The organism is Micromonospora echinaurantiaca (assembly GCF_900090235.1).
GTDB classification, from domain to species: domain Bacteria; phylum Actinomycetota; class Actinomycetes; order Mycobacteriales; family Micromonosporaceae; genus Micromonospora; species Micromonospora echinaurantiaca.
The window spans coordinates 1,269,417-1,291,920 of sequence record NZ_LT607750.1 but is presented as its reverse complement, the minus strand read 5'-3'; the positions used below and the strand labels follow the sequence as shown (position 1 = coordinate 1,291,920).

The 22,504-nt window shown below is 74.9% G+C and carries 19 protein-coding genes; 8 read left to right on the top strand and 11 right to left on the bottom strand.

What is annotated here, in order from left to right; all coding sequences use genetic code 11:
* Nucleotides 1-109 precede the first annotated feature (109 nt).
* Nucleotides 110-1,513, bottom strand: a complete 1,404-nt coding sequence (locus tag GA0070609_RS05980) for a DedA family protein (protein ID WP_088992875.1) — start codon at nucleotides 1,511-1,513, stop codon at nucleotides 110-112.
* A gap of 136 nt (nucleotides 1,514-1,649) precedes the next feature.
* Here GA0070609_RS05980 and typA point away from each other — a divergent pair, with 136 nt between their 5' ends.
* Complete coding sequence (gene typA, locus GA0070609_RS05975) at nucleotides 1,650-3,518, top strand: translational GTPase TypA (protein ID WP_088992874.1); 1,869 nt, start codon at nucleotides 1,650-1,652, stop codon at nucleotides 3,516-3,518.
* 66 nt (nucleotides 3,519-3,584) lie between these two features.
* Here typA and GA0070609_RS05970 read toward each other — a convergent pair whose 3' ends face one another.
* Nucleotides 3,585-4,250, bottom strand: coding sequence for a class I SAM-dependent methyltransferase (locus tag GA0070609_RS05970; RefSeq protein ID WP_088992873.1), 666 nt, complete (start codon nucleotides 4,248-4,250; stop codon nucleotides 3,585-3,587).
* 85 nt (nucleotides 4,251-4,335) lie between these two features.
* Here GA0070609_RS05970 and GA0070609_RS05965 point away from each other — a divergent pair, with 85 nt between their 5' ends.
* Together GA0070609_RS05965 and GA0070609_RS05960 are read left to right on the top strand one after the other, a co-directional pair.
* Nucleotides 4,336-5,208 (top strand): serine hydrolase, encoded by an 873-nt coding sequence (locus tag GA0070609_RS05965; protein ID WP_088992872.1) that lies wholly within the window; start codon nucleotides 4,336-4,338, stop codon nucleotides 5,206-5,208.
* A 169-nt stretch (nucleotides 5,209-5,377) separates the two neighbouring features.
* Nucleotides 5,378-6,079 (top strand): lysoplasmalogenase, encoded by a 702-nt coding sequence (locus GA0070609_RS05960; RefSeq protein ID WP_088992871.1) that lies wholly within the window; start codon nucleotides 5,378-5,380, stop codon nucleotides 6,077-6,079.
* Here the strand turns inward: GA0070609_RS05960 and GA0070609_RS05955 are convergent.
* Nucleotides 6,045-6,842, bottom strand: coding sequence for a tyrosine-protein phosphatase (locus GA0070609_RS05955; protein ID WP_088992870.1), 798 nt, complete (start codon nucleotides 6,840-6,842; stop codon nucleotides 6,045-6,047). The genes GA0070609_RS05960 and GA0070609_RS05955 overlap by 35 nt on opposite strands.
* A 125-nt stretch (nucleotides 6,843-6,967) precedes the next feature.
* Here GA0070609_RS05955 and GA0070609_RS05950 point away from each other — a divergent pair, with 125 nt between their 5' ends.
* Both GA0070609_RS05950 and GA0070609_RS05945 read left to right on the top strand, forming a co-directional pair.
* Complete coding sequence (locus GA0070609_RS05950; RefSeq protein ID WP_088992869.1) at nucleotides 6,968-8,065, top strand: mandelate racemase/muconate lactonizing enzyme family protein; 1,098 nt, start codon at nucleotides 6,968-6,970, stop codon at nucleotides 8,063-8,065.
* 59 nt (nucleotides 8,066-8,124) lie between these two features.
* A complete protein-coding gene (locus GA0070609_RS05945) occupies nucleotides 8,125-9,042 on the top strand; it encodes a C40 family peptidase (protein WP_088992868.1) in 918 nt (305 codons plus the stop codon).
* Nucleotides 9,043-9,136: 94 nt separating this feature from the next.
* Here GA0070609_RS05945 and GA0070609_RS05940 read toward each other — a convergent pair whose 3' ends face one another.
* From GA0070609_RS05940 to pnuC, 3 genes are all read right to left on the bottom strand, one after another.
* A complete protein-coding gene (locus GA0070609_RS05940; RefSeq protein WP_088992867.1) occupies nucleotides 9,137-10,135 on the bottom strand; it encodes a TerC family protein in 999 nt (332 codons plus the stop codon).
* Between the two features lie 532 nt (nucleotides 10,136-10,667).
* On the bottom strand, nucleotides 10,668-11,936 hold the full coding sequence (locus GA0070609_RS05935) for an AAA family ATPase (RefSeq protein WP_231928546.1): 1,269 nt from the start codon (nucleotides 11,934-11,936) through the stop codon (nucleotides 10,668-10,670).
* Nucleotides 11,933-12,586, bottom strand: a complete 654-nt coding sequence (gene pnuC / locus GA0070609_RS05930) for a nicotinamide riboside transporter PnuC (protein ID WP_088992866.1) — start codon at nucleotides 12,584-12,586, stop codon at nucleotides 11,933-11,935. The genes GA0070609_RS05935 and pnuC overlap by 4 nt, the downstream gene beginning before the upstream one ends.
* Before the next feature lie 99 nt (nucleotides 12,587-12,685).
* Between pnuC and GA0070609_RS05925 the strand changes: the two genes are divergently transcribed.
* Both GA0070609_RS05925 and GA0070609_RS05920 read left to right on the top strand, forming a co-directional pair.
* Entirely contained in the window at nucleotides 12,686-12,979 is a 294-nt protein-coding gene (locus tag GA0070609_RS05925) for an antibiotic biosynthesis monooxygenase family protein (RefSeq protein WP_088992865.1), read from the top strand.
* 136 nt (nucleotides 12,980-13,115) lie between these two features.
* Nucleotides 13,116-13,877, top strand: a complete 762-nt coding sequence (locus tag GA0070609_RS05920) for an SDR family oxidoreductase (RefSeq protein ID WP_088992864.1) — start codon at nucleotides 13,116-13,118, stop codon at nucleotides 13,875-13,877.
* Between the two features lie 16 nt (nucleotides 13,878-13,893).
* Here GA0070609_RS05920 and GA0070609_RS05915 read toward each other — a convergent pair whose 3' ends face one another.
* From GA0070609_RS05915 to uvrB, 4 genes are all read right to left on the bottom strand, one after another.
* On the bottom strand, nucleotides 13,894-14,751 hold the full coding sequence (locus GA0070609_RS05915; protein ID WP_088992863.1) for a helix-turn-helix domain-containing protein: 858 nt from the start codon (nucleotides 14,749-14,751) through the stop codon (nucleotides 13,894-13,896).
* Between the two features lie 163 nt (nucleotides 14,752-14,914).
* Nucleotides 14,915-15,283: a VOC family protein gene (locus GA0070609_RS05910; protein ID WP_088992862.1), complete on the bottom strand. Its 369-nt coding sequence runs from the start codon at nucleotides 15,281-15,283 to the stop codon at nucleotides 14,915-14,917.
* A gap of 24 nt (nucleotides 15,284-15,307) precedes the next feature.
* Entirely contained in the window at nucleotides 15,308-16,495 is a 1,188-nt protein-coding gene (locus GA0070609_RS34090; RefSeq protein WP_088992861.1) for a helix-turn-helix domain-containing protein, read from the bottom strand.
* A 45-nt stretch (nucleotides 16,496-16,540) separates the two neighbouring features.
* The gene (gene uvrB, locus GA0070609_RS05900) at nucleotides 16,541-18,652 is read right to left on the bottom strand and encodes an excinuclease ABC subunit UvrB (protein WP_088992860.1); all 2,112 of its coding nucleotides are present in this window, start codon (nucleotides 18,650-18,652) and stop codon (nucleotides 16,541-16,543) included.
* 882 nt (nucleotides 18,653-19,534) lie between these two features.
* Here uvrB and GA0070609_RS05890 point away from each other — a divergent pair.
* Nucleotides 19,535-21,046, top strand: coding sequence for a hypothetical protein (locus tag GA0070609_RS05890; protein ID WP_157748066.1), 1,512 nt, complete (start codon nucleotides 19,535-19,537; stop codon nucleotides 21,044-21,046).
* Between the two features lie 197 nt (nucleotides 21,047-21,243).
* Here GA0070609_RS05890 and coaE read toward each other — a convergent pair whose 3' ends face one another.
* Entirely contained in the window at nucleotides 21,244-22,425 is a 1,182-nt protein-coding gene (gene coaE / locus GA0070609_RS05885) for a dephospho-CoA kinase (protein WP_088997521.1), read from the bottom strand.
* Nucleotides 22,426-22,504 lie beyond the last annotated feature (79 nt).

Below are 22,504 nucleotides of genomic sequence, written 5' to 3'. Positions count from 1 at the left end.
CTCCCGGCCCGCCGCGCCGCCCGGAGCGGGCCGGGGGCGTCGCCGCCCCCGGAAGCCGGGTGCGCTTCCACCGGGAGTGGGGCCGGCGTCGCCGCACCGGGCGCCGCCACTAGCAGGGCTGGACCGGCCGGCGGGGCCCGGACGACATCTCCTCCGCTCCGTCCACCGGCTGCCCGGCGGTGCCCACCGCCCGGTCCCGGGTGGCCCAGGCCACCATGAACACGGTCGTCCAGGCGACCCCGAGCAGCACCGAGCCGGCGGTGCCGCTGGCGGTGCTGAACCCCAGGTAGAGGCGGGCGCCGCCGAGGCCCACCACCCCGGCCGCGGCGGCCGTCCAGGCGGCCACCGCCACCGGCCAGCGGGCGTGCCGGGACACCAGCCAGGCGAGGGTGCACAGGCTCGCCGTCACCACCGCGGTCTGCGTCGGGAAGACGACAGCGCCGCCGCCGGGACCGGTCAAATCGGTCACCACGGCCAGCACCACCAGCGGCATGAACGCGCCGGCCGTGCCGACCACGCTGAGCAGGTCGGCCTGCCAGGGCCGGTGCCGCCAGGCCAGCACCGCGGCCAGCACCGCCACCACCACGATCAGGACCGAGCCGCGCAGCACCGAGACCACCGCGAGGGTGGCGTCGACCGTCCCGGGGGTACGCCGGTCGGCGATCCAGCCGGCGATCGCCCCGTCGACGACGGCCAGCCCGCTGTGCCGCACCACCGCGCCGAGCAGCCAGGCGATGGCCAGCCCGGCGGCGAAGAGCAGCAGCAGCCCGGCGGCCAGGTTGATCAGCAGCGTCCAGGCCGGCCCGATCCGCATGGCGAGCAGGAAGAACAGGATGCCGTACCGGGCGCTGAGCCAGCGCACCGGCGGCAGCCCGGCGGCCCGGGACAGCAGCGCCCGGGCCGGGTCCGGGTTGCGACCCAGCCACCGCCCGCCCAGCACCACCGCGACCAGCGCGGCCAGCAGCACCAGCACCGCGCCGGTGGCCCGGCCGAGCAGCCGGGAGACCGTCTCGTACGACTCGCCGGCCAGGTAGCCGACCAGCACCGATCCGCCCACCCAGCTGGCCACCCCGGCCGCGTTCCACGGCGCGAACCGCCGGTACGGCATGCCCGCCGCGCCGGCCAGCCGGGGCACCAGGGTGCGGGCGAAGGCCACCCAGCGGGCGGTGAACACCCCCCGCCCGCCGAGCCGGCCGAGCATCGTCTCCGCCCGCCGCCACCGGTGCGGGCCGACCCGGGCGCCGAGTCGGCTGGCGCGCAGCCGCGACCCGTACCGCCGGCCGGCGCGGAACGCGAGTGTGTCGCCTATCACGGCGGCGCCCACCATCACCAGCAGCGCCGGGGCGAGCCGTAACGTCCCCGCGTACGCTAGGAAGCCGACCAGCAGCAGCGTCGCCTCGCCCGGCACCAGGAGCCCGAAGATCACGGCGGTTTCCGCCGCGACGATCAGCGCGGCGACCAGGTAGATCAGCAGGGCCGGCAGGCCCTGCAGAGACGTCAGCAGGTCGTGCACTCGGCCCCCATGAACACGAGGGTCAGCATGCCAGCCGTCGGAGCGGCTGGGACAGCAGTTTCGCCACAGACCGGGGCCATCTGGGGGTTGACCCCGACCCGACCCCGGCAACCGCAGACAGGAGAGTATGGAGGGTATGCAGCTTCGCACCGACCTCCGCAACGTCGCCATCATCGCCCACGTCGACCACGGCAAGACGACCCTGGTCGACGCCATGTTGCGGCAGGCCGGCGCGTTCAGCGCCCGGGCCGAGATGGCCGACCGGGTGATGGACTCCATGGACCTGGAACGGGAAAAGGGCATCACCATCCTGGCCAAGAACACCGGCGTGCGCTACCTGCCGGCCGACGGCTCGGACCCGGTCACCATCAACATCATCGACACCCCCGGCCACGCCGACTTCGGCGGCGAGGTGGAGCGCGGCCTGACCATGGTCGACGGCGTGGTGCTGCTGGTCGACGCCAGCGAGGGCCCGCTGCCGCAGACCCGGTTCGTGCTGCGCAAGGCGCTCAAGGCCCGCTTGCCGATCATCCTGGTGATCAACAAGGTGGACCGGCCGGACGCCCGGATCAAGGAGGTCGTGGACGACACCTACGAACTCTTCCTCGACCTGGACGCCGACGAGGAGCAGATCGACTTCCCGATCGTCTACGCCTGCGCCCGCGACGGCATCGCCTCGCTGACCCAGCCCGCCGACGGCGCGGTGCCCGACGACAGCCACAACCTGGAACCGCTGTTCCGCACCCTGCTGGACACCATCCCGCCGCCCGCGTACGAGCAGGACGCGCCGCTGCAGGCGCACGTCACCAACCTCGACGCCTCCCCGTTCCTGGGCCGGCTCGCGCTGTGCCGGGTGCGCCAGGGCACCATCAGCAAGGGCCAGACCGTTGCCTGGTGCCGCACCGACGGCAGCACCCAGCGGGTGCGCATCTCCGAACTGCTGATGACCGAGGGCCTGGAGCGCAAGCCGGCCGACTCGGCCGGGCCGGGCGACATCATCGCCGTCGCCGGCATCCCCGAGATCATGATCGGTGAGACCCTCGCCGACGCGGAGAACCCGCAGCCGCTGCCGCTGATCACCGTCGACGAGCCGGCCATCTCGATGACCATCGGCACCAACACCTCGCCGCTGGTCGGCCGGGTCAAGGGCGCCAAGGTCACCGCCCGGATGGTCAAGGACCGCCTCGACAAGGAACTCGTCGGCAACGTGTCGCTGCGGGTGCTGCCCACCGAGCGTCCGGACGCCTGGGAGGTGCAGGGCCGCGGCGAGCTGGCGCTGGCCATCCTGGTCGAGCAGATGCGCCGCGAGTCCTACGAGCTGACCGTCGGCAAGCCGCAGGTGGTCACCAAGGAGATCGACGGCAAGACCTGCGAGCCGGTCGAGCGGCTGACCATCGACGCCCCCGAGGAGTACCTGGGCGCGATCACCCAGCTGCTGGCCAGCCGCAAGGGCCGGATGGAGCAGCTGGTCAACCACGGCACCGGCTGGATCCGGATGGAGTGGCTGGTACCCGCCCGCGGGCTGATCGGCTTCCGCACCGAGTTCCTCACCGAGACCCGCGGCACCGGCATCCTGCACCACGTCTTCGAGTCCTACGAGCCGTGGTTCGGCGAGCTGCGGACCCGCAACAACGGCTCGCTGGTCGCCGACCGCTCCGGCGCGGTCACCGCCTTCGCGATGACCAACCTGCAGGAGCGCGGCCAGCTCTTCGTCGAGCCGGGCACCGAGGTGTACGAGGGCATGATCGTCGGGGAGAACTCCCGCTCCGACGACATGGACGTCAACATCACCAAGGAGAAGAAGCTCACCAACATGCGCTCGTCCACGGCCGACGAGACCGAGAAGCTGATCCCGCCGCGCAAGCTGTCGCTGGAGCAGGCCCTCGAGTTCTGCCGCGAGGACGAGTGCGTCGAGGTGACCCCGGCCGCGGTCCGCATCCGCAAGGTGGTGCTCGACCAGACCGCCCGCGCCCGGGCCGCCGCCCGCCGCAAGCACGCCGGCTGACACACCGCCGTACCGACCGGGGCCGGTCCGCCACGCGCGGGCCGGCCCCGCCGTCGTCCGCGCCCGTCAGGCCGGCTTCACCGCGGCCAGGCCGAACACGTCCGGCACCGGACCCGAGCCGGACTCCACCACCCGGGTCACCGTCAGACCGGCCTCGGTCACGGCGTTGAGCAGGTCGGCCAGCGGCACGTGCCAGGCGCCGACCCGGGCCCGTACCCCGTGCGGCGCCCACGCCCGGAAGCTGCGCTCACGCTCCGCGTACCCGCCGTCGATGAGGATCCGGGCCGGGTCGGAACGGTCGGCGAACGCCCCCACGAAGCACGGGTGCACGCCCAGGTGCACGAAGCGGCCACCGGGCGACAGCACCCGGGCCACCTCGGCGACCACCGCCGCGTAGTCGGGCACGTCGGTGTGCGCGAGCACACACACCGCCGCCGGCATCGCCGCGTCGGCGACCGGCAGCGCCGCGGCGTCGGCCACCGACACCGGCAGCCGGCCCCGGGCGTGGCGCAGCTGACCGGTCGACAGGTCGACGCCGACCGGGGCCCAGCCCAACCGGCGCAGCTCGGCCGCGTGCACCCCGGTGCCGCAGCAGACGTCCAGGCAGCGGCCGGGGCCGGTGCCCAACAGCTCGCCGAGGCGCTGCCGGACCCGGGACATGTAGTCGGCGGACGTGTCGGTGACGTAGTCCTCGTACCAGTCGGCGTAGGCGTCGTATGCGGCGACCGTCATCCCCGCACCCTAGACACCGCCCGGCCGGCCCGCCGCCCCACGACCGCCGCCGGCACCGCCCGGATGATCGGCTACGGTCACCGGCATGACCTGGGATGACCTCGACGCCCGGCTGGACCGGGTGCCCGGCACCGTCTCGGCGTACGCCGGCCGGCTCGACGCGGCCGCGACCTGGACCCGGCTGCCCGACGCCACCCACTACGCGGCCAGCACCATGAAGGTCGGCGTGCTCGCCGCCCTGCACCGGGCCGCCGAGGCCGGCACCCTCGACCTGGACGCCCCGGTCCCGGTGCGCAACTCGTTCGACTCGGCGCTGCCGGACACCCCCCGCTTCGCCTGCGCCCGCCACTACGACAACGACGACGCCGTCTGGGAGCGGGTCGGCGGCACCGCCACCCTGCGCTGGCTCGCCCACCGGATGATCGTGCGCTCCAGCAACCTCGCCACCAACCTGGTCATCGGGCACGTCGGCCTGCCCGCCGTCGCCGAGGTCTGGACGCTGGCCGGGGCCCGGCACGCCGTCACCGGCCGCGGCATCGAGGACTTCGCCGCCCGCGACGCCGGCGTCACCAACCTGGTCACCGCCGCCGACCTGGCCGCGCTGCTCGCCGCGCTGGCCACCGGCGCCACCCGGCCCGGCCCGCTGGCCTCCCCCGCCGGCTGCGCCGCCATGCTCGACGTGCTCTTCGCCCAGGAACACCGCGAGGACCTCGCCGCCGGGCTGCCCCCGGGCACCCGGATCGCGCACAAGAACGGCTGGGTCCGCGGGGTGCGCCACGGCGCGGGCGTGGTCTTCCCCGCCGACGCGCCCCCGTACGCGGTGGTCGTCTGCACCACCACCGACCTCGCCGACGGCGGCCCCAGCGGCGAGGGGGCCGAGGACGACGCCTGCCAGCTGATCGCCGACGTCTCCGCCGCCGTCTGGGCCGCCCGCCACGACCTGCGCAGCGACGGATAGCCGCCGCCCCGCCGCACCGGACGGCTCCGCCGGTGGCGAACGAAGCGGCGCGCCGGCGCCGACAGCCGCCCTTCGGAACGGTCAGCCACCGGGCGAGCGCGCACCGACCGATGGCCTCCGGCCCCCGCACCGCCTACGCTGCTGGCCACCGCCCCCGGAGGAGCCGCCGATGCCCAGCAGCCGCACCATCCTGACCGCCTTCGTCGTGGCGACGGCGGCGAACCTGTTCGCCAACGCCACCGGCAGCGACCTCGGTGTGCTGCTCAGCAAGCCGCTGCTGATGCCGCTGCTGGCCGCGTACCTCTGGCGGGCTGCCGCCGACCGCGGCGTGCCCGCGACCCGGCTGGTCCTCGCCGCGCTGGCCTTCTCCACCGGCGGCGACGTCGCGCTGCTCGGCGACGGCACCGCCGCCTTCCTCACCGGCATGGCGCTCTTCCTCGCCGCGCACCTCTGCTACATCGCGGCCTTCACCCGCGGCGGCGCGGCGGCCGCGCTGCTCCGCCCGCCGCTGGTCGCCGTCGGCGTGGCCTACGCGGTGCTGACCGTCGCCGCGCTGGCCTGGATGTGGGGCGGGCTCACCGACGCCGGGCTGGCCGTGCCGGTGGCCGGCTACGCGGCCGCCCTGGCCACCATGGCCGCCACCGCCGCGGCGCACGGCTGGCGGGTCGGCCTCGGCGGCGCTCTCTTCCTCGTTTCCGACCTGCTCATCGCGACCGGCGTGGCCGAGGTGGCCACCCTGCCCGGCCCGCCGATCTGGGTGATGGCGACCTACGCCGCCGGGCAGGCGCTGATCGTCACCGGCTGGGCCGCCCGCGGCACGCCGCATCCGGCGCCGGTCACTCCAGCAGGTGCGCCCGCAGCGACTCGATGACCTCGTCGGTCAGCCCCAGCCCGTCGCGCAGGTACGCCCCGAACGAGCCGTGCACCCGGCGCACCTCCCCGTACGCCGCGTCGAGGTACTCGGGGCGCACCTCCAGCACCGGCCGCACCGCCGCCTCGTCCAGCGCCGGCTGCCGCTGCCGCATGGCCTCCAGGATCACCTCCCGCAGGCTCGCGGTCAGCGGGTTGTTCGCCAGGTACTCGGCCCGGATCACCGCCTCGTCCACGCCGAGCGCGTGCAGCAGCACCACGGTCAGCCAGCCGGTGCGGTCCTTCCCCGCCGAGCAGTGGTACAGCAACGGCAGGTTCTCCGGGCGGGCCGCCGCCCGCACCGCCTCGGCGAACCTGGCCCGGGCCACCGCTCCGCTGACGAACCAGCGGTAGATGGCGGCCATCGCCGCCGGCGTGCCCTGCCGGGCCAGTTCCGCGTACGCGGCCAGGTCGTGGCCGAGCAGCACCGCCGAGACGTACGTGAAGACCGGGTGCTCCGCGTCGTGCACCGGCAGGTGCAGCACCCGCGGCTCGCCGGGCAGCCGGTCCGGCGGGGCGACCGCCTGCTCCGAGTGGTCCCGTAGGTCGATCACGCAGGCCGGGCCGAGTTTGGCCAGCACCGGCAGGTCCTCGTCGGTGAGCCGGCCCAGCGCCGGGGTGCGGATCAGCACCCCGGGCCGCACCCGCCGGCCGCCCGCGCCGACCATGCCGCCGAGGTCACGCGCGTTGGGTGCGCCCACCAGTGCCCAGTCGCGTTCCCTCACGCCGCCACCCCGTTCCGCTCGCCGCTGGCGCGAGCCGTCGCCCCACCGCGTCCACGATCCGCTCGGTGACCCTCGCTCATCCGGCCTCCCCTGTCGCCACCCGTGCTGGATATAGGGTGCCGCACATGACGATCGCCGCGGTACGCACCCACCGGCTCAGCGCCCCCTTACACACCCCGTTCGTCACCGCGCTGCGCCGCACCACCACCGTGGAGACCCTGGTCGTCGAACTGGTCGACGGCGACGGCCGCTCCGGGTTCGGCGAGGCGCCGCAGGTCTGGCAGGTCACCGGCGCCTCGGTCGCCGGCGCCGAGGCGTGCGTAAAGGACCTGCTCGGGCCGATGCTCACCGGCCGGGACCCGGACGACCTGGTGGCCCGCTGCGCCGAGGTGCAACGGGCGGTGGCCGGCAACGAGGCCGCCAAGGCCGCCGTCGACGTGGCCCTGCACGACCTGGCCGCCCGGCGGCTCGGCGTACCGCTGGTGCGGCTGCTCGGCGGCACCACCCTGCGGGTGCCCACGGACGTCACGCTCGCCGCCGGCGACGCGGTGGACCTGGCGGCCGCGGCCCGGCAGCGCAGGGCCGAGGGGTTCGGGGTGCTCAAGCTCAAGGTGGGCATTGACGCCGCCGGCGACCTGGAGCGGGTCCGGGCGGTACGCGCCGCCGTCGGCAACGGGGTACGCATCCGGCTGGACGCCAACCAGGGCTGGACGCCCCGCGAGGCGGTCCGGGTGATCCGCGGCATCGAGGACGCCGGCCTCGACGTGGAACTGGTCGAACAGCCGGTGCCCCGGTGGGACCTGGACGGCCTGGCCTGGGTCAGTGACCGGGTGCAGGTGCCGATCCTCGCGGACGAGGCGGTCTTCGGCGTCCGCGACCTGGTGGAGGTGATCCGCCGCCGCGCGGCCGACATGGTCAACGTCAAGCTCGCCAAGTGCGGCGGTCTGCACCCGGCCCGGACCCTGCTCGACCTGGCCGCCGCGCACGGCCTCGGCACGATCGTCGGGTCCATGATGGAGAGCCAGGTGGGCATCGGGGCCGCGGCGAGCCTGGTCGCCGCCTACCGCACCACCGCCGTCTCCGACCTGGACGCGGCGTGGTGGCTGGCCTGGTCACCGGTGCGCGACGGGATCCGGTACGACGGCGCCACGGTGGTGCTGCCGGACGCGCCGGGCCTCGGAATCAGCACCGTCACTGAAGCAAAAGTGCAATCTCGTAGTTGATGGTCGTTGGAATCTTTCATAGGGTCGCGGTGACAGGCGGCGCGAGGTGGGGGTGGACCGTGGAGCTGCAACCGGGCCGCGAGGCCGTGGTCCGGGTCGCGGTCGCGACCCTGTGGACCTCCCCCGAGGCGGTACGCCCCGTCGACCGGCCCGCCCTCGCCGCGCGCACCGACATCCCGGCCTGGATCTCCGGCATGAACACCGACCAGCAGGTCGGCGACTGCGTGCTCAGCCAACTGCTGCTCGGCGAGCGGGTGCTGGTCACCGAGCTGCGCCCGGACGGCTGGGCGCACGTGGTGGCGGTGCAGCAGCCGGCGGCCAAGCTCGACCCGCGCGGCTACCCCGGCTGGCTGCCCGCCGACCAGCTCGCCCCGGCCACCGCGCCGGCCGGCGTCGACCCGCTGGTGGTCGACGCCACGGTCACCGCGCTGCGCGCCACCCCGAATGGCGAGGTGGTCCTCCCCGACGTCATCCTCGGCACCCGGCTGACGCCGGCCGGGCCACCCGTCGACGGCTGGCGCCCGGTGCACGCCCCCGGCCACTCCCGCCCGCTCTGGCTGCCGGCCGCGCACGCGGTCCCGGTGCCCACCACGCCGCCGACGGCCGGCGACGTGCTCGCCGTCGCCGCCCGGCTGCTCGACGTCGTCTACATCTGGGGCGGCGTGTCGGCGTACGGCATCGACTGCTCCGGCCTGGTGCACCTGGCCTGGCGGCGATTCGGCGTGGTGCTGCCCCGCGACGCCGACGACCAGGCCCAGGCGACCACCCCGGTCCCGCTCGGCGCGGAGCGCCCCGGCGACCTCTACTTCTTCGCCCGCCCCGGCCGCAAGATCCACCACATCGGCATCGTGACCGCCACGCCGCGCCCCGGTGACGACCGCCGCATGCTGCACGCCTGCTACCTGCGGCGGCGGGTGCTGGAGGAGCGGCTGCCCGCCGACCGCACCGCCACCCTGGTCGGCGCGCACCGGGTCTGACCCACCTCGTACGCCCGAGGGGCGCTCCCTGGTGGGAGCGCCCCTCGTTCACGTCTCGGCCGCCCCGCGGCGGCGCGCGGTCAGCGGCGCGCGGTCAGCGGCGCGCCTCGGCCAGCATCCGGCGCCGGTCCCGGGACGACTTCACCAGGCTGGCGATGGTCGCCACCAGCAGGGTGCCGAGGATGACCGTGAGCGAGAGCCAGATCGGGATGTGCGGAGCCCAGCCCACGTGCTCGCCGTTGTTGATGAACGGCAGGTTGTTGTCGGCCAGCGCCTCCAGCACGAGCTTGACGCCGATGAAGCCGAGCACCACGGCCAGCCCGTAGCTGAGGTAGATCAGCCGGTCCAGCAGGCCGCCGAGCAGGAAGTAGAGCTGCCGCAGCCCCATCAGCGCGAACACGTTCGCGGTGAAGACCAGGTACGGCTCCTGGGTGATGCCGAAGATGGCCGGGATCGAGTCGAGCGCGAAGATCAGGTCGGTGGTGCCGATCGCGATCATGACGATCAGCATCGGGGTGAACAGCCGGCGGCCGTTCTCGTGCGTGGTGAGCTTCGCGCCGTCGTAGTCCTTGGAGATCGGCAGCGCCTTGCGGCTCCAGCGGATCAGCACGTTCTCGGTGAACTCGTCCTCGTCCGGCTCACCCTGGCGGGCCAGGTTGACCGCCGTGTAGATGAGGAACGCGCCGAAGATGTAGAAGACCCAGGAGAACTGGGAGATCAGCGCGGCGCCGGCGGCGATGAACCCACCGCGCATGACCAGCGCCAGCACGATGCCGATGAGCAGCACCTTCTGCTGGTACTGCCGGGGCACCGCGAAGCGGGCCATGATGATCACGAAGACGAAGAGGTTGTCCACCGAGAGGCTGTACTCGGTGAGCCAGCCGGTGTAGAACTGCCCGGCCGCGCTCGGGCCGGAGGCGAGCCACACCCCGGCGCCGAAGACCAGGGCCAGGGCGACGTAGAAGCCCACCCACAGGCTGGACTCCCGCACGCTCGGCTCGTGCGGCCGCCGACCGATGATCAGCAGGTCGACGAGCAGGATCGCGGTCAGTGCGACGAGGGTCCCCGCCCACACCAGTCCGGACACGTCCAACGTTCATTCCTCCGGCAGACACGCAACGTCCGGCACACCGTACGCCCCACAGGGGCGCGGCGTGCCGGTGACGCTGACTCTGGTGACTGTCGGAGGTCTCTTCCGTCACCGTCCCGGGAGCGGGGCGGTGACCGACGGGGCCGGGTCGCGCCACCGGGGGGCCGGCGTTCGACCGTGCTGACGACTCCGTCGCGGGGGAATACTCCCCTCCTCAAGCATCATTCTTCACCACTGCGACCAGTGACTGCACCCTGGGCGCTCGGTGTCCTCCCCCACCCCGTATCCGGCACCACCACGAATCGCCGCAGACCCGGTCGTAGCGCCGCGACGGCCGTGGGCTGCGGAGCCTCATGCGCGTGTGGGGCCCGGGCCTGACGCGCGCCTGCCGCGGGTCGCCGGCTGCGGACACCGTTGAAGTCCTGCCCCACCGCGATCACGCCAGTGATCGCCTCGCCGGCACCGCGCCTCCGCCAGCCGCCGTCCCGGCCGCGGCGGCCGACCGGGTGTCGGAGCGCACATCCCGTAGGGCGTCCTAGGAGGCTAGGTGCTCCGGGTCGGGCGGTGCGACCAGCGGGTCGGCCAGCGACCAGCCGACCGCCAGCAGCTCCTCGCAGGCGGCGACCGCCCGGGCCAGCCGCCGCTCGTGCGGCCCGGTGAGCTCGACCACCGGCACTCCGCAGCCGGCCAGCTCCGTCCGGAACCGGTCGGTCATCCAGGCCCGCAGGTGCTCGCCGTCGCGCAGCCCGTCGTCGGCGAAGGGCACCCCGACGTGGTCGGTGAGCAGGTAGAGCGCCGGCCGGCGGGCCGCCGCGCGCACCGGCGCGGACGACGAGCCCAGGTAGCGCTCCTCCCAGACGGCGGTCGCCCGGGCGTCGGTGTCGCAGAACAGCAGCGGGCCGCTGGACCGGGCCGCCGCGTCCTCCGCCGCCTGCTGCTCCCGGACCACCTCGGCGAAGTCGTCGCGGTCCCAGCTGACGTCGAAGACGGTGGCCGCCGGGTCGCGCTCGCGCAACCGGGCCAGCTTCCGCGCGGTCAGCTCCCGGCCGTACTCGGGGACCCAGCGGGTGCCGAAGTGGGCCGCGAGGGCGGCGGCCATCGTCGTGGTGCCGGTGGACTCCGCGCCGACCACCACCACCCGCCGGACGAACCAGGCGCGCACCGGCGCGCTGAGCTGGTCCCAGTGGCCCACCGGGTCCGCGCGCACCGCGGTCCCCGAGACCGGCACCCGCCGCCGCGCGGGATCCACCGCGACGGGTACGGCGTCGAAGCGCCGGGCCAGCTCGGCGCCGTACGCCTCGGAGGAGAAGACGGCGTCGACCGGCCGGCCGCCCAGCGCGTCGCGGAACACGGCGCAGTGCAGGTCCCACACCGCAGGGTCGGCGTAGTCCACCGGGTGGTTGTCGTACCGGCCGACGAAGCGGACCCACGGGGTGTCCGCGTGCACCTCGCGCAGCCACGCCAGCCGGGACGCGAGCGGGATCGACTCCCGGCGCGACGGCGCCGCCACCACGGTGACCGCGGCGCAACGCGCGGCGGCCGCCTCGATCAGCGCGTGGTGGCCGGCGTGCGGCGGGTAGAACTTGCCCACCACCATCCCGTGCCGGAACTCCGGCGCCGCCGGCCCAACACCCGGCGCGTGCCGCTGCCGGCCGACCGGCACCGCGTCCGCCACACCGTCGGCGCGATCCGCTGGGGGCCGCGCCGCCGCCGCGCCGTCGGCGGCCGCCGCCGAGAGCCGGGGCGTCGCTTCGAGCGCGCCGTCAACGACCGCCGCCGGAGGCCGGGGCGTCGCGTCGGTCATGCCGCCACCGGGGCCGGGCCGGGCGGTACCGGCGTCGCGCTGGCCTGGCGGCGCAGGTCCGCCCGCCACTCGCGCAGGCCGAGCACGCAGAGCCCGAGGAAGACCAGGTAGAGCAGCGCGGTGAGGTAGAGGCCCTTGTAGGCGTAGAGCGGGATGTAGATCAGGTCAGCGGTGATCCACAGCCACCAGCTCTCCACCCGCTTGCGGGTCTGCCCGTACGTGGCCAGCAACGAGAGCGCGGTGGTCAGCGCGTCCGGCAGCGGCACGGTGGAGTCGGTGGCCCGGGTCAGCAGTGCCCAGAGCCCGACGGTCAGCGCCAGGCCGGCAGCCGCCAGCACCCACCACTCCCGGCGACCGGTCCGGCTGACCGTGAGCCGGGAGCGCCGCTCGCCGCCGTACAGCCACGCCCACCACCCGTACAGGCCGAGGGCGACGTAGACGAGCTGGAGGCCGGCGTCGGCGTACAGGCCAGCCGTCCAGAACAGCAGCATCAGCAGCAGCACGTTGACGATGCCGACCGGCCAGTTGGCGATCCGCTGCCGGGCCACCAGCCAGACGTTGAGCGCCCCGGTGGCGAAGCCCAGCAACTCGGCCCGGGTGGTGCCGGTGCCCGCCACGGTGAACGCCGTGCCGGTCAGCCAGTCGATCATGCCGCTCCCCTTTCCGCGCGCCCACCCTAGGCGCGCCCGATCCCCGGGAACAGCCCCCCGCGGCGCTCCCCCGCCGGGGCGCCGTGAAAGGCTGCCGGCATGGTGCTAGAGGTCGCGCTCATCGACGTACTACCGGGACACGAGGACGAGTTCGCCGCCGCGTACGCCAAGGGGCATCCGGTGCTCGCCGGCACCCCCGGCTGCCGGTCGGTGCGGATGACCCGGGGCGTCGAGTCGCCGTCCCGCTTCGTGCTGCTGGTCGAGTGGGACTCCGTCGAGGCGCACAACGAGAACTTCCGGGGCAGCGACCGGTTCACCCGGTGGCGGGAACTGATCGGCCCGTACTTCGCCAACCCGCCGCTGGTCGAGCACTTCGTGGACGTGCCCGCCTGAGGTTGTCGTACCCCGTTCTAAGGTCCGCTCGCACGCGCCGGTCGCCGGTCCCGACGGGCTCGGGGGCGCCGGGCCCGGTGACTCGCGCGGCAATATCGGTTGATCTTCGATCGCCGGTGCCGGTTGACTGGCGGCCATGACGCAGCGGGTGGCCCTGGTGACCGGCGTGAGCCGGCGGATCGGCATCGGCGCGGCGGTCGCCCGCACGCTCGCCGCGGACGGTTGGCGGCTGCTGCTCAGCGGCCTGCCGGAGTTCGACGAGGCGCAGCCCTACGGTGGCGATCCCGACGGCGTGGCGGCCCTGCTGGGCGAGTTGGGCGACGCGGCGGCCTACCAGCGGGCGGATCTGCTCGATCCGGCGGCGCCGGCCGCGCTGGTCGGCGAGGCGGTGCGCCGGCACGGCCGGCTCGACGCGGTGGTGGCGGTGCACGCCTACTCCACGCACACCCCGCTCGGGGCGCTGGACGCCGCCGAGATCGACCGGCACCTGCTGGTCAACGTACGGGCCACCCTGCTGCTGGCCGAGGCGTTCGCGGCGGCGTTCACCGCCGGATCGGATGGCCGGCTGGTGCTCTTCTCCAGCGGGCAGCGCCTCGGCCCGATGCCCGGCGAGCTGGCGTACGCGGCGAGCAAGGCGGCGGTGGAGAACCTGACCGTCCAGCTCGCTCCGCTGCTGATGCCGACCGGCATCACCGTCAACTGTGTCAATCCCGGGCCCACCGACACCGGCTACGCCCCGCCCGAGGTCCACGAGGCGGTGGCGCGGCTCTTCCCCGGCGGGCGCTGGGGCAGCCCGCAGGACGCCGCCCGGCTGGTGCGATTCCTCTGCTCGCCGGACGCCGGGTGGATCACCGGCCAGGTGATCGACTCCGAGGGCGGCTTCCGCCGCCACGTGTGACCCGCGCCCTGCCCGATCAGCCGGCGGCGCGGCGGGCCAGCTCCGCGACGCTCTCCTCGACCGGCAGGGCCGCGCCGAGCAGCCACCCGGTGATCCGCTCGTACCTGTCGACGTCCGGCGGCGTCACCAGGCGCACGTCGGTGGTCAGCGCCTCCAGCATGACGGTGCGCGGGTCGGCCGGGTCCGGGAACGAGTAGCACGAGTACGGGGTGAGCGGCTGCACGCCCTGCCCGGCGACACCCCGGGGCAGCAGCCGGATCGTCACGTTCGGCAGCTCGGCCAGGTCGACCAGGTGCCCCAGTTGCTCCCGCCACACTTCGTGCGGGACGCCGGCGGGGTCACAGGCGGCCTCGGCGAGCAGCGCCGTGTACCGGGGTGGTTCGGGGCGACGGAGCACCTCGTGCCGGGCGATCCGGGCCCGTACGTCGGCCTCGACGTCGACGCCGCCGTCCAGCAGCCGTCCGGCGGCGATCCGCAACCGGGCGTACGCCGGGGTCTGCAACAGCCCGGGCACCACCGCGGGTTGGTAGTCCACGATGCTCGCCGCGCCCGCCTCCAGTTCCGCGTAGGTGCGCTGCCGCTCGCCCATCTCGCCGAGCGCCTTCCACCAGCCCCGGCTGGTGGCCGCGTCCCGGGCGATGACGATCAGCGCGTCCCGCTGCGGCGCCGGCACCTGGTAGACGTCCAGCAGGTCGAGCACGTCGGCGAGGTCCGGCCGGCTCTGCCCCAGCTCGATGCGGGACAGCTTGGAGGTCGAAGCCCAGCCCAGCCGGTCGCAGACCTGTTCCAGGGTGAGCGCCTCCCGCCGGCGCAGTTGGCGCAACTCGGCGCCGAGCCGCGCACGTCGAATGACCGGACTCGTTGGCAACGGCATCCCCGCCTCCCCACCGAGGGAGAGTACGCAGGACGATCACCCAGCGCAATACCATGCTCGCTCACCGCAATCACCGCTCCCTGTCCACTCGGCTGGCGTCGTGCCTCGCCGCTGACCGCCTGGCGGCCGGCCGCCGGGCCGGCCGCCGGGCCGGCCGCCGGGGTCAGGGCCGGTACGTGCCGAAGGACCAGACGTTGCCGGCCAGGTCACGGGCGGTGTAGTCGCGGGAGCCGTAGTCGGTGTCGAACGGCTCCCGGACGATCTCGGCGCCGGCCGACCTGGCCCGGGCGCAGTGCGCGTCGACGTCGTCGACCGCCACGTAGACCGACCAGTCCTCGTCCCCCGGCCGGGGTCGCGGGTCGGGCAGCTCGCCCACCATGATCATGCCGGTGTCCAGGGTGAGTTCGGCGTGGGCGACCGAACCATCGGGCGCGTCGTGCCGGGCGTGCACGGTGAAGCCGAAGGCGGCGCAGAGCCAGTCGATGGCTGAGCTGGCGTCCGGGTAGCGGAAGATCGGATAGATGGTTCGCATGCCCCGAGTCTGCCGCCGGCCCGGTCACCCCGGATTGGACGAATGTGACCCGAGCGCGGTCGGGGTGTCGCCGGCGAACTCCCGGAAGTCGCGGATCAGGTGGGACTGGTCGTAGTACCCGCAGCGGGCGGCGATCTCGGCCCAGCCGCCCGGCAGCGGACCGGCGGACCCGCCCGAACCCCCTGGGCCGCGCTGGCCGGTCGCGCCGCCCGGGTCGCCTTGACCGCTCTGGCCGGTCACGCCGCTCAGGCCGGTCGCACCGCTCAGGCCGGTCGCACCGCTCAGGCCGGTCACGCCGCCCTGGCCGGTCACGCCGCTCAGGCCGGTCGCACCGCTCAGGCCGGTCACGCCGCCCTGGCCGGTCACGCCGCTCAGGCCGGTCGCACCGCTCAGGCCGGTCACGCCGCCCTGGCCGGTCACGCCGCTCAGGCCGGTCGCACCGCTCAGGCCGGTCGCACCGCTCTGGTCGGTCACGCCGCTCTGGACGCCCCGAGCGGCCGTCGGATCGACGGCGAGGGCCGACCCGGCGGTCAGGGTCGCGTAGGCCCGCTGGAAGCGGAGCAGCCGCGCGGTGGTCTTCGGCGTCAGCCCGACCTCGTCGCGGAACCGGGCGGCGAGGTGCCGACGGCTCCACCCCAGCTCGCCGGCGAGGGCGCCGACGGCGACCCGGCCACCGGTCTCGGCGAGCCGCCGCCACGCCCACGCCAGCCGCGCGTCGACCGGTTCGGTGGCCGCCAGCCGGGCCGCCAACGCGGCGTCGAGCAGCGCGAACCGGGCCGGCCAGTCGGCGGCGACGGCCAGCCGGACGCGGAGCCGGTCGAGCCAGCCACCGGGCAGCGCCGCCACCCCTACCGCCCGGTTGGTCAGTTCGGCCAGTGGCAGGCCGAGGATCCGCCGGGCGGCCAACGGGGCCAGCAGCAGCTCCACCCCCTCGCCGACGCCGACCAGGCGGGTGGTGCAGGGGCCGTCGAACGTGCCGGCGACGAAGGAGTCCACCGCGTGGGCGCCCCGGGCGGCGTCCCGCGGGTCGACCACGTCCAGCGGGGCGCCCCAGCCGAGGATGACCACCACGAAGGCACCGGCCACCTCGCGGCGGACCAGCGGCAGCGCCGCCCGCTCCCGATAGCCGATGTAGCGGTCGACGAAGGGCCGCAGCCGGGCGTCGGGCGCCCCGAGGACGATCTCGTCGACCGCTACCTCGACCGCGTCCATCCCCGACCGCCCGTTCGTCCCGTCGACCCGGCGACCGCCCGCGCGTCACTTCACGCCGGCGGCGTCCATTCCCCGCAGTTCCTTCTTCAGGTCGGCCACCTCGTCGCGGATCCGGGCGGCCAGTTCGAACTGCAGCTCCCGCGCGGCGGCCAGCATCTGGTCGTTCAGCTCCTGGATGAGCTGGGCCAGCTCGGCCCGGGCCATGCCCTCACGCGCGGGCGCGGCGCCGCCCGCCCGGCCGCGGCTGCGGGTCTCCTTGACCGGGGCCTTGCCCCGGGAGAGCTGCCGCACCGCGCCGCCGACCCGGGTGTTCTGCTCGGTGTCCTCCGCCTCGCGGTAGATGTCGTCGAGGATGTCGTGGATCTTCTTGCGCAGCGGCTCCGGGCTGATCCCGTGCGCCTCGTTGTGCGCGATCTGCTTGGCCCGCCGGCGGTTGGTCTCCTCGATCGCGTCCGCCATCGACGGGGTGATCTTGTCGGCGTACATGTGCACCTGGCCCGAGACGTTCCGGGCCGCCCGGCCGATGGTCTGGATCAGCGACCGGCCGCTGCGCAGGAAGCCCTCCTTGTCGGCGTCCAGGATCGCCACCAGCGACACCTCGGGCAGGTCGAGACCCTCCCGCAGCAGGTTGATGCCGACCAGCACGTCGTAGTCGCCCTTGCGCAGCTCGCGCAGCAGCTCGACCCGGCGCAGGGTGTCCACCTCGGAGTGCAGGTAGCGCACCCGGATGCCGTTCTCGAGCAGGTAGTCGGAGAGGTCCTCGGCCATCTTCTTGGTCAGCGTGGTGACCAGCACCCGCTCGTCCCGCTCGGTACGCAGCTTGATCTCGTGCATGAGATCGTCGATCTGCCCCTTGGTCGGCTTGACGATGACCTCCGGGTCGATCAGGCCGGTCGGGCGGATCACCTGCTCCACGAACTCGCCCTGGGACTGCTCCAGCTCCCACGGGCCGGGGGTGGCGGAGAGGAAGACCATCTGGCCGACCCGCTCCAGGAACTCGTCGAAGCGCAGCGGCCGGTTGTCGGCCGCGCTGGGCAGCCGGAAGCCGTGGTCGATGAGCATCCGCTTGCGGGACGCGTCGCCCTCGTACATGCCGCCGATCTGCGGGATGGTCACGTGCGACTCGTCGACCACGGTGAGGAAGTCGTCGGGGAAGTAGTCGAGCAGGCAGTGCGGCGGGCTGCCGGGCAGCCGGCCGTCGATGTGCATCGAGTAGTTCTCGATGCCGGAGCAGAAGCCGACCTGGCGCATCATCTCGATGTCGTACGTGGTGCGCATCCGCAGCCGCTGCGCCTCCAGCAGCTTGCCCTGCCGCTCCAGCTCGGCCAGCCGCTCACCCAGCTCGGTCTCGATGTCGCGGATCGCCCGCTCCATCCGCTCCGGCCCGGCCGCGTAGTGCGTGGCGGGGAAGATCAGCAGGTGGTCGACCTCGCGGACCACGTCGCCGGTGAGCGGGTTGAGGTAGTAGAGCTTCTCCACCTCGTCGCCGAACAGCTCGATCCGGACGGCGAGCTCCTCGTACGCCGGGATGATCTCCAGGGTGTCGCCGCGGACCCGGAAGGTGCCGCGGTTGAAGGCCATGTCGTTGCGGGTGTACTGGATGTCGACCAGGCGGCGCAGCAGCTGGTCGCGGTCGAGCTCCTGGCCGACGGCGACCCGCACGGCCCGGTCGAGGTACTCCTCCGGGGTGCCCAGGCCGTAGATCGCCGAGACGGTGGCCACCACGATCACGTCGCGCCGGGTGAGCAGCGACATGGTCGCCGAGTGCCGCAGCCGCTCCACCTCCTCGTTGATCGAGGAGTCCTTCTCGATGTAGGTGTCGGTCTGCGGGATGTACGCCTCGGGCTGGTAGTAGTCGTAGTACGAGACGAAGTATTCGACCGCGTTGTGCGGCAGCAGCTCGCTGAACTCCTTGGCCAGCTGCGCGCAGAGCGTCTTGTTGGGCGCGAGCACCAGCGTCGGCCGCTGCAACCGCTCGATCAGCCACGCGGTGGTGGCGCTCTTGCCGGTGCCGGTCGCGCCGAGCAGCACCGTGGCGCGGTCGCCGCCGCGGACCCGACGCTCCAGATCGTCGATCGCGGCCGGCTGGTCGCCGGCGGGCTGGAACTCGCTGACGACCTGGAACCGGCCGTCGAGACGGGGAATGTCGAGCGCCATGACCCCAACGGTACGCCGGGGGTCCGACACTCCGCGGCGACTACGGTCGGTCCCTGATCGGCTTCGATATTCCCATTGTGTGGCCCATCTCACCCGGCTAGGCTCTTCGTGTAGGCCGCTCGCGGCGGCCGACCGGGCCGGTGGCCAGGCCGTCAACGGCCGGGCCCGCCCCCGGCACCGGGGTCGCAGCACCCGGTCCGTCCGGCGTGCGCACCCGTGTGGTCGCGCGTGACGCGCAGACCGGCCGCCGCGAGCGCCCCTGCCCGTCACCCCCCGCCTCCCGGCCGCTGACCGACGGCACAGCCCACGCCCTGACGTCGGCCCCGCAATGCTCGTCACCCCGGCCCGCTCCGGCCCGTTCAACTACCTGTGGAGACCTCACGACCGGCGCGCAGCCGCGACGCCGACGGCAGGCCCGACGACAGCCATCCGCCCCGCGGCCAACGCCCCGAGCACGCCGTACCGGCCGAGCCGGCCGGCCGGTGGACCGGGCTTCTGCGCCGTGGCGGAGCCCGCCGCCACCGCGACCCGGCGCCCGCCCCTACCGAGGCCGTGACGCCGGGCGCCGTCCCGCAGCCCGACGACCCCGCGGCCGCCCCCACCGAGCCCCCGGAGGCCGCGACCCGGGCCGCCGCAGGCCGCCGCGATCCGGCGATCCCCACCGAACCCACCGAAGCCCCGACCCGGGGCCCGGCACGCCGCCGCGAGCCGGCCGCCGCCGTCACCGAACCCGGACCAGAAGCGGTGGCCCGGGGCGCGGCACGCCGTCACCGCGGCCGGGCGACTGCCCGGACCGCACCTCCCGAGGGTGCCCGCTCCGGGCCCGATCGGCCTCGGGCAGGCCATCCCGCGTCGGGCGCGGCTCCCCGCCATCACGGCCCCATGACCGCCCGTGCCACGCCCACGGAGGCCGTGACGCCGGGGGCCGCCCGCCGGATCCTGAACCGGGACCAGGAGGCGATCCGACGGGTGCTCGACGGCGGGCCGGACCGGATCCGACGCGGCCCGGGCGGTCTGCGCCGAGGTCTCGTCCGACGCCGCCGGACCACCCTCCTGGCGCTCGCCGTGGTCGCCACGATCTCCGCCGCCGCGCTGGTCGCCGGGCTGCTGAGCTGGGCGCCCGACCCGCCGGAACAGGCCCGGACGCTGACCGCCGCGGAGCACGAGCGGCTCGCCGCCATGCGGGTCACCAACTACCGGGACCTGCGCTCCGGCCTGCACGTGACCACCGGCGACGGCGCCGCCCGCACCGAACTGATCGGCTGGGTGGACTGGTCCCGGCCGCTGGTCTACCTGGACGTGGGCGGGCCGGGCGCCGGCGCGGAGCGGGGCCTGCTCCAGGCCACGCCGACGGTGGTGCTGCTGCGCCCCGATCCCACCGCGGTGCCGACGCCCGCCCCGCCGCCGCTGGTACCCCCGGCGGACCGCTGGCGGCTGCACGACCTGCCGGCCGGGCACGGCCTCGCGCGGCTGCTCGACCTGCTCTTCCGCCTCGCCGCCGACCGCCCCGAGCCGGCCGGCGCGGCACCCGAGGCGGCACGCTGGCTGGGGCGGGAGACCATCGGAGCGGAACCAATGGACATCCTCCAGGCTCCACCGCCGAGCGGCCTGACCACCGCCGAGCACCCGCGCTACTGGCTCGACCAGTCCGCCCGGCTGCACCGGCTGGAAACCCGGCTGGCCGACGTGGGTCCGGTGACCGTACAGCTGAACCGCGCCAACCGGCCCACCCTGCGTCCGGTCGACGCGCTGGGCGGGCGGCCCGGGCTGCCGCGGGCCCTCACCGCCGCCGAGCAGGACCGGCTGAACCGTTTGGCGGGCCGGCTACGCGCCCGCGGCGGCGCCACCGTCACCCTGACCGCGCCAGTGGGCACCGACACGAACCTGCGCGGCGCCGGCTGGTTGAGCTGGACCCGGCGCACCGCGTACCTGACGGTCGCCGACCTGGGCCGGCCGAACCGCCGTACGCTGCTGCACCACGGTCCCGACGGCACCGCCCGGGCGGAGCTGCCAGCCACCGCGGTGCCCGGCCCCGCCGAGGCACCGGGCCGGCCACCGCTGCCCCGGCACAGTGACGGCTGGCGGGCCGGCCCGGCCCGAGCCGACGACCTCGACCTGCTGGTCGACGCCGCGCTGCGGGCCGGCGGCTCGGCCGGACAGCGCGGCCAAGCGGTACGGGTCCGGGGCGACAGCCTGGCCGGCCGGACCGTGGACGTCGTCGAGCTGCGCACCTCGCGGGCGCTGCTGCGCTACTGGATCGACCGGTCCGGGCTGCTGCGCCGGCTGGAGCTACGGACCCGACCGGGCGCCTGGGCCCAGCTCGACCTGACGCCCGGCTCGGTGCCCCGGTGGACCGCCCCGGCACCGGGCCGCGCCCGCCCGGCCGACGGCTGAGCACGGCCGGCGACACCTGCAGGCCGACCCGCGGGGTGGGCGCGCGGCGGCTGAGCACGGGCGGTGGCTGAGCACGGCCGACCAGTGCGCACGGCCGGAGGCTGCGCACCGGGCGGCGACATCAGCAGGCCGACCCAGCGGGTTGGCGCGGCGGCTGAGCACGGGCGGCGGGTTTCCGGCCGGGACGGTGCCCGTCGTCAGGGGCGCCAGCCGGTCTGCGCGGCCCACGCCTCGGCCCGCAGGTGCTCCTCGTCGAACCAGGGATCCTTGGCGGTGCTGTAGGTGACGCTGTCCGGGGCGGCGGCGGCCAGGTCCCGCTTCAGCTGCAGGTACGCCGCCCGCTGGTCCGGGTCGGCACGCAGGTGGTCGCGCATCAGCAGGGCGTACCGCCAGCCCGGCGAGTCCACCTCGCGGATGTGCAGGTAGACCGGGCGGGCCGGATCGGCGCTGCCGTGCAGCCGCTTGGGCCACCGGGCGCTGCCGGGCGGGCGCGGGTTGTCCCACCACTCGCCGGGCAGCCGCGGAAAGCCGGCCTCGGCCAGCCGCTCGGCGAACGCGCCGTCCGCGTCGGCGAGGGTCGGCACGGCGAGCTGGATGTCGATCACGTCCTTGGCCGCGAGTCCGGGCACCGCGGTGGAGCCGATGTGGTCGATCCGCGGCTCGGCGGGGGCGAGCGCGTGCCGGATCCGGGCGGCCAGCCGGGCGTACTGCCGCGGCCAGGTCGGGTCGGCCTCGATCAGCTCGACCCGCGCCGGCCGGACCACCCGCCGCTCGCGCAGGTTCGCCGCGAAGGGCAGCAGCCGGTCGTACCAGAGCGCGTCGACGGCCGCGTGCAGGTCGGCCAGGCTGCCGTCGTTGCTCAGCAGCACGTCCGCTGCCGCTCGGCGGCGGGCGTCGTCGGCCTGCGCGGCGATCCGCCGCTCCGCCTCCGCCCGCTCCATCCCCCGGTCGCGGGCCAGCCGCTCCAACCGCAGCGCCACGTCCGTCTCCACCACGACCACCAGGTGGTACGTGGGCGCGAGCCCCACCTCGACCAGCAGCGGTACGTCGTTCACCACGATCGCGTCGGGTCCCGCCGCGGCGGCCAGTTCGGCGGTCCGTGCCCGAACCCGGGGGTGGGTGATCGCCTCCAGCCGGCGGCGGGCCGCCTCGTCGGCGAAGACCACCGCCCCGAGGGCCGCCCGGTCCAGCGCCCCGTCGGCGTCGAGCACCCGCTCGGAGAAGGCGGCGACGATCTCGGCCAGCCCCTCGGTGCCCGGCGCGACCACCTCCCGGGCGATCCGGTCGGAGTCGATCACCACCGCGCCGCGCTCGGCCAGCCGGGCCGCCACCGCGCTCTTGCCGGAGCCGATTCCTCCGGTCAGTCCCACCCTCAGCACGACCACCAGTCAACCTGATCACGATCAGGCCGCCAAGTCGGCCGCTCACCACCCTTCCCCATTCCTGGGGCACGCCTCC